The 6,857-nt window shown below is 61.1% G+C and carries 7 protein-coding genes; 4 read left to right on the top strand and 3 right to left on the bottom strand.

Annotated features, from left to right (window positions below):
* Positions 1-559 (bottom strand): SDR family NAD(P)-dependent oxidoreductase (locus tag ACN0X0_RS22705; protein ID WP_417281091.1); only part of this gene is annotated, 559 nt, incomplete at its 3' end.
* A gap of 113 nt (positions 560-672) precedes the next feature.
* Here ACN0X0_RS22705 and ACN0X0_RS22710 point away from each other — a divergent pair.
* The gene (locus tag ACN0X0_RS22710) at positions 673-1,551 is read left to right on the top strand and encodes a LysR family transcriptional regulator (protein ID WP_417281092.1); all 879 of its coding nucleotides are present in this window, start codon (positions 673-675) and stop codon (positions 1,549-1,551) included.
* On the opposite strand, the gene ACN0X0_RS22715 is transcribed toward ACN0X0_RS22710, so the two are convergent.
* Both ACN0X0_RS22715 and ACN0X0_RS22720 read right to left on the bottom strand, forming a co-directional pair.
* Positions 1,548-2,504 carry a VOC family protein gene (locus tag ACN0X0_RS22715; RefSeq protein ID WP_417281093.1) on the bottom strand — a complete coding sequence of 319 codons (957 nt, stop codon included), beginning with the start codon at positions 2,502-2,504 and terminating at the stop codon, positions 1,548-1,550. The two genes, ACN0X0_RS22710 and ACN0X0_RS22715, sit on opposite strands and share 4 nt — an antisense overlap.
* Before the next feature lie 40 nt (positions 2,505-2,544).
* On the bottom strand, positions 2,545-3,420 hold the full coding sequence (locus tag ACN0X0_RS22720) for a fumarylacetoacetate hydrolase family protein (protein WP_417281094.1): 876 nt from the start codon (positions 3,418-3,420) through the stop codon (positions 2,545-2,547).
* Between the two features lie 146 nt (positions 3,421-3,566).
* Here ACN0X0_RS22720 and ACN0X0_RS22725 point away from each other — a divergent pair, with 146 nt between their 5' ends.
* The 3 genes from ACN0X0_RS22725 to ACN0X0_RS22735 all read left to right on the top strand — a co-directional run.
* Positions 3,567-5,171, top strand: coding sequence for a bifunctional 3-(3-hydroxy-phenyl)propionate/3-hydroxycinnamic acid hydroxylase (locus tag ACN0X0_RS22725; protein ID WP_417281095.1), 1,605 nt, complete (start codon positions 3,567-3,569; stop codon positions 5,169-5,171).
* Positions 5,168-5,977: an SMP-30/gluconolactonase/LRE family protein gene (locus tag ACN0X0_RS22730; RefSeq protein WP_417281096.1), complete on the top strand. Its 810-nt coding sequence runs from the start codon at positions 5,168-5,170 to the stop codon at positions 5,975-5,977. Before ACN0X0_RS22725 ends, ACN0X0_RS22730 begins: the two co-directional genes overlap by 4 nt.
* Positions 5,978-6,104: 127 nt before the next feature.
* The coding region (locus ACN0X0_RS22735; protein ID WP_417281097.1) for a sugar ABC transporter substrate-binding protein at positions 6,105-6,857 on the top strand (753 nt) is incomplete at its 3' end.

Consider the following 6,857-nt stretch of genomic DNA (forward strand, 5'->3'; position numbering starts at 1 on the left):
CAGTCGGTCCCGGTGCCACGGCATTCACTGTGATCCCGCGTCCACGCATTTCCTTGGCGAGAATGCCGGTGAGGACTTCGATGGCACCTTTGGTCGCCGCGTAGATGCCATAGGTTTCGAATTTCAGCGTCGCGACGGAGGAGGACAGGTTCACGATCCGCCCGCCATCGCGCAGGCGTTTGGCGGCCTCTCGCATGGTGTTGATCGAACCCTTGAGGTTGATGTCGATCTGGCTGTCGATCAGCGCGTCGTCGGCCTCAGCAAGGGCGCTGAGCTTCATGATGCCCGCGTTGTTGATCAGCACGTCGACGCCGCCAAAAGCGCTTTCGGCAAGATCAAACATGCGTTTCACCGCGGCCGGGTCAGCGACGTCAGCCTGCGCCGCGACGGCCTTGCCGCCTGACTTTTCGATCTCAGCGACCACCTTGGCAGCGGCGGCCCCGGACCCAGCATAGTTGACGATGACGTTAAGACCGTCTTTGGCCAGACGAGTAGCGATTGCCGCACCGATCCCGCGCGATGCGCCGGTGACGAGGGCTGTTTTGGTTTGCGTGGACATGTTTGTCTCCTGTGGTTTTGTTTCGCCTAAACCGCATATAGCCCTCGTAATATTTCGGATAATCAGCGATATTTCGTCATCACTATTTGTTATTGTCGGATAATGGAGCGATCATGGACAGGCTGGAAGCGATGAAGGTATTTGCCCGGATCGTTGAGCGGCGGAGCTTCACGAAGGCTGCCGAAGACCTTGCTCTGCCGCGTTCGACAGCGACCGATGCCGTCAAGCAACTCGAAGCGCGACTGGGCGTGAAGCTTTTGCAGCGCACGACCCGCACCGTAGCGCCCACTCTCGACGGTGAAGCGTATTATCATCGCTGCCTGTCGATCCTGGCGGATGTGGAGGAGGCCGAAGAGGCCTTTGCCGGGGCCAAGCCCAAGGGGCAGTTGCGTATCGACGTGCATGGAACGCTGGCGCGCCACTTCGTGATGCCGCATCTGCCGGAATTTCTCGCGGCCTATCCCGATCTCGATGTCTACATGAGCGAGGGCGACCGTCTGGTTGACCTGATCCCCGAAGGCGTCGATTGCGTGTTGCGGGTGGGCGAACCGCAGGACAGCGACCTGATCGCGCGCCGGGTGGCCATGCTTGACGAGGTGACGCTGGCTGCGCCGGACTACCTTGCGCGCCACGGAACGCCGCAAAGCCCCCGCGATCTCGACGGGCATAGCATGGTCGGATTCCGCTCGACCGCGACCAAATCCATCCTCCCGCTGGAATTCGGCGTAACCGAGGTCGTCCTGCCGACACGCCTCGCCGTCAATGCCGCCGAAAGTTATATCGCTGCGGCCCGGCTGGGATTGGGGATCGTTCAGGTTCCGCGATACCACGCAAAACGGGATCTCTACCGCGGATCACTGATCGAGATCCTGCCAGATCATGCACCGGAGCCATCTCCGGTGTCATTGCTCTACCCCCGCCATCAACAGCTCTCGCCGCGCGTCCGGGTCTTCATCGACTGGGTCGGAACGCTGTTTCGCGAACCAGTCTAGTCGGCTTCGTAATTGTGGGTGAAATCCTTCGGCGCGTTCGGTCCCCAGATGTAGAAAGCATCCTTGTCCGCGAAATCGCCTGCCTCCCAATCGTGGTCGGCGGACACGTAGTCGATATCCGAGGAATATTCCGAGTAGCTACCCCAGGGGTCGCGCACATAGTGGAAATAATTGGAACCGAGCACATGGCGTCCGAGACCCCAACCCTTGTCAAACCCCTTGTCGGCCATCTGCATCGCGCCGATCCCGATCTGGTCGATGGACGAGAGATCCCAGCTTGAATGGTGAATGCCGGGCGCGTCGGACTTGGCAAAGGCAATCAGGTGATGGTCGCTGCCGTGGACCCCGTGCATGAAGGCAATGCCGTCGCCAGAGGTGTCCGACACGCGCAGCCCCAGAACCCGGCTGTAGAACTCGATCGCCTTGGGAACGTCGCGGGTGAAGATCAGCATATGCGCCAGACGGCGCGGCTGGATCAGCGGCGCGTTCGAATTGGTCGGTGCACCGCGCGTATTGGCCGGGACCGACACGTTGGAAACGAGGGATTTCTCATTAGGCGACGTCTTCTTGGCCACGCGGATATCGATCAGATTGCCGTCGTGATCCTCGAACCAGAAGCCGTTGCATTCGAAACCCGGAGGCGCGTCGCGCAGGCGCACGCCTTGGGTTTCGACATGGCGGCGGAAGGCGTCGAAATCGTCCTCGAACACGCCGAAGGACAGAAAAGACATCTTCTTGCGTGGCCCTTCGGATAGGCTCGCCCAGCGGTGATCGTTTCCAAAGGTATAAAGCCCGAGAGCATTTCCCTCCTCACGGACGTCGAGACCGAAGGCGAGATAGAAGCGCCGCGCCTCTTCGAGGTTCGGGACCGCCATATGGTAGTGGTCCATCGAATGCACCCCCAGAACGCCTTCGCGGCGGGAGGGTTTGATATATCCAGTGATTGCGGTCATTTCGGGTCTCCTCCCAATGCGACGGCGCGGGGCTCAGGTCTTATGCAGCATCCGCGCTTTCGGTTGCTTCGTCCTCGATCCGGTTGCGCAGCACGCCGATTCCTTCGATCTCGACTTCGCAGATGTCGCCGGCCTTCATCCAGAGCGGAGGCTTGCGGGCCGCGCCGATCCCAGAAGGCGTCCCGGTCACGATCAGATCGCCGGGCAACAGCGTCATGCTCTGGCTCAGGATAGAGATAAGCTTGGCGACCGAGAAGACCATCTGGTCGATCTTGGCCGACTGAACGACTTCACCGTTGAGGCGGGTCTCAAGGGTCAGACCCAACGCGCCCTTGGGCAGATCGCCCGCAGTCACGAAACTTGGGCCAAACGCGCCGGTGTTGTCGAAATTCTTGCCGATCGTCCATTGCGGGGTCACATGCTGGAATTCGCGGACCGAACCATCGTTGAAGATCGAATAGCCGGCGACATAGTCGAGCGCAGCCTCTTCGGACACCTTGAAGGCGGGTTTGCCGATCACCGCAACGAGCTCACCCTCATAGTCGAGGGTTTCGGAGATGGCGGGGCGGACGATCGGGTCTTCATGCGCGATCACGCCACTTGCAAACCGCGCGAAAATAGTCGGGTACTCAGGCTGTGCGTAACCCGACTCTTCGGTATGGTCGCTGTAGTTCAGGCCGACGCAGAGTATCTTGCTCGACCGTTCGAACGGCGGCAGATACCGGATACCTTCGCCCGACAGGGCAGGGGCGGCAGCGAGAGTTTTACCCGCCGCTTCGAGGGCTGCCGCATCACCGACGAGTTCGTCGAGCGTTCCGGGGAACGCTTTGTCCGTCACCGGCAAGCCATGCAGCGCTCCGTCTTTCTCGACCGCCATATGCGCAGTGCCATTGCGCTCGAATCTGACGAATTTCATGAGGTCCCTCCTAATAAGTTTAGCCTCAAACTATTTTCCATTTGATCTTTTTGTCAACAAAAAATATATTTTTTGGCGAATGCTCGGCTCTGTTCCTTGGGAGGTGGGCAGAGGATTGCAAAGATACGGGAGGAGGAGCCCTGAACATGACTGCTTTTGACTATGATATCGCCGTGATCGGCCGTGGGCCGGTTGGATTGACGATGGCTATGAGTGCGGCGCAACTCGGAATGCGCACGATCGTGATCGAGAAGCACCGTGATCTTTACGGTTTGCCGCGCGCCGGCCATGTCGATCACGAGATCATGCGCCTTTTCCAGAAGTTCGGAATCGTGGACGATGTCTTGGCGGATTGCTATCCGACCACCGAATACGTCTGGGTGAACGCCCATGGCGAGACGCTTCTGGAATTCGACTGGGGCGAGAAAAGCGTCTCGGGCTACAATTCCGATTACATGCAGTTTCAGCCGGTCTTTGAAAATGCGCTCGGGCGCGAGCTTGCCGCAGCGCCGACGAATACCGACCTGTTGGGCTGGCAGCTTATGTCCTTCGAGGAAATTGATGGCGGCGTGCGGTGCACCATCGCGCGCACCGAAACGGTGCCGGGCAGCCATGTGCCGGTCGTCACTGACGAAACCCGCACCCTCACCGCACGTTTCATGGTGGCCTGCGACGGGGCGAACAGCTCGGTGCGCGAGGCGCTGGGGATCGAACGAGGCGATCTCGGCTTCAACGAAAAATGGCTGGTGATCGACGCCCGCAAGAAGCGTGAACTGGAATTTGAATTCGATTGCGGTCAAATCTGTGACCCACGTCGGCCGACCACGGTGCTGCCCCTCGGCAAGCGGCATCGCCGCTGGGAATGGGCGGTGCTGCCCGGTGAAGACCCCGAAAGCCTTCTGACCGATGAGGCCGCCTGGCGATTGCTCGGGGCGCTCGGGATGGGTCCCGAAGATCTCGATATCGTGCGGCAATTGGTCTACACGTTCGAGGCGCGTCACGCGAAGGAATGGCGCCGTGGGCCGGTTTTCCTTGCGGGCGATGCGGCACATACCACGCCACCCTTCATGGGGCAGGGCATGTGCTCGGGCATGCGCGACGTGTTCAATCTGGCGTGGAAGATGGACCTTGTGCGGCGCGGGATCGCCGAGGACGCGATCCTCGATAGCTATGAGCCCGAACGCTCGCCGCATACCGAGGACTGGACGCGCATCTCTCTGGAAGCCGGAAAGGTGCCCTGCACGATGGACCCGGCCGAAGCAGAGGCGCGCGACCAGAAGTTCCGCGACGGTTGGCTGCCACCGATGCCCGACTTCCCCCAGCTGCGCCATGGCGTCATCGCACTCGACGAGGCTGCTGGGCCGCGCCATCTCGCCGGTACGCTGTCGCTGCAGCGTCAGGTCGAGGTCGATGGCAAGGCGGTTTTGGCCGATGAGATCTTTGGCACCGGCTTCACCCTGCTTGGTGTGGGGCGCAACCCCGCTGAGGGACTGAGCGATGTGCAAAAAGCGCTGCTCGAGCGGATCGGTGCAAAGGTCGTGTCGGTTGGTGACCATGCGGGTGCAACCGCGCGCGACGTGGACGGCGCCTATGCTGACTGGTTCGAAACTCAGGGCATCTGTGCGGTTCTGGTGCGTCCGGACTTCTATATTTACGGGGCGGCCCGTGTTCCGGGTGAGATCGGCGAACTGGTTGACGATCTGGTCGACAAGCTATGCCTGACCGTCACCGCCGAGGCAACCATCGCATGACCGAGCTCAGTATGTATGCCGAAGGGTTTTCCTGGCCCGAGGCGCCGCGCTGGCATGGCGGCGCGCTCTGGCTTTCGGATGTGCACAACTTCCGCATCGTGCGCGTGCGATGCGGAAGCGCCCCCGAAACGATGTTGAAGGTCGAGGAACGTCCGGCCGGGATGGATTTCACGCCCGGCGGGGATCTGTTCTATGCAACATCTCTGGCCGCACGGCTCTATCGCTGGCGCGAGGGCGAAGAGCCTGAGCTTCTAGTCGATCTCGGAGACGCGCTCGCGGGGAATTTCAACGACATGATCTGCGGGCCGGACGGCTGGGCGTGGGTTGGCGAAACAGGATTCACCTTTGGACAGGACGACCCGGTCAATCGTGGGCGCATCCTCGCCTTCCATCCCGATCACGGGTGTCGTGTCGTCGCCGAGGGCGTCTTTTTCCCCAACGGGATGGTTGTCGTCGGGGATCGGTTGATCGTCTGCGAGACCTTCGGCAAGCGGCTGAGTTCGTTTCGGACCGGCGCGGATGGAGCGCTCGACGACCGCCGGGTTCTGGCCGAATTACCGGGGCATCCGGACGGGCTGTGTCGTGACGCCAGAGGCCGGTTTTGGGTCCCGCTGCTCTTTGAGGAACGGTTCGTGTGCCTGTCGGGAACTGGCGAAATGCTGTCGGATATTGCGGTGCCGGGGCGCATGGCGATTGCCTGTGCGTCGCAAGGCGAGACGCTATCGCTGTGCATGGCCGCCGTCGACAAGCTGCCGGATGGTTCGGTGCGGCGTACCGGCAGCGTGTTGACTGCCTCGGTCGGATGAAATGAAGAATATTTTTTTATTTAAAATATATTTTACTTGAATTCAGGTATTTTTCGAGCAACATTTAAAGTCGCCAATGTGAGCTGCCGGGGGGGGTGCAGCCATCGGACAAACAAGGGAGGATTCTATGAAATTCACACGTCGTGTTGCGCTTTTCGGCCTGATCGGAACCAGCGCCATCCTGACCGGGCTTGCCGCCCATGCCGAGGCTACGGGCAAAAGCGTCGCCGTTCTGCTTGGGCCCACCCAGGACGCCTTTATCGGCACCTGGGCCACCACGTTCGAAGATGCTGCCGAAGCCGCGGGCATTGAGATTCAGATCTTCTCCAGCCCCTACGATCCAGCGCTGCAGGCGCGGCAACTGGACGATGCGGTGGCACAGAATTTCGACGCCATTGTTCTGCAATCCATCAGCCAGAACGCGCTCGTGCCGTCCCTCGAGCGTTCGAAGGAAGCGGGCGTGCCGGTCTTTACCGTCATCTCACCGCCCGACGCTGCGGCTGACGGACTTTATGTCACCTATATCGGGGAAAACTCCCGCAGGCTGGGCGAATTGGCCGGTGAGGCCATGGCCGATGCCGCCGAAGCGCGCGGACTGGACGCACCGAGGATCGCCGCCGTGACTGGCGCGCTGGCTGAGGGGATCGGCCCCAAGCGGCTTGCGGGCTTCGAGGAAGCGCTGAAGGCACGTCTGCCCGGAGCGGAACTGGTCGCGATCGAGGACGTTCGTTGGAACCCGGTCGATGGTGAACGGGCGGCTGGGCAGCTGATCGCGCGGTTTGCCGGGCAGGGCGGTATCGACGGGTTCTACGGGATGAACGATCGTCTGGCCAATGCCGTGGTGCAGGCGGCCGGGACGACCGGTGTCGCAGTCGGTGCC

It is taken from the genome of Celeribacter sp., from assembly GCF_048270365.1.
In the GTDB taxonomy this organism is placed as follows: Bacteria; Pseudomonadota; Alphaproteobacteria; order Rhodobacterales; family Rhodobacteraceae; genus Celeribacter.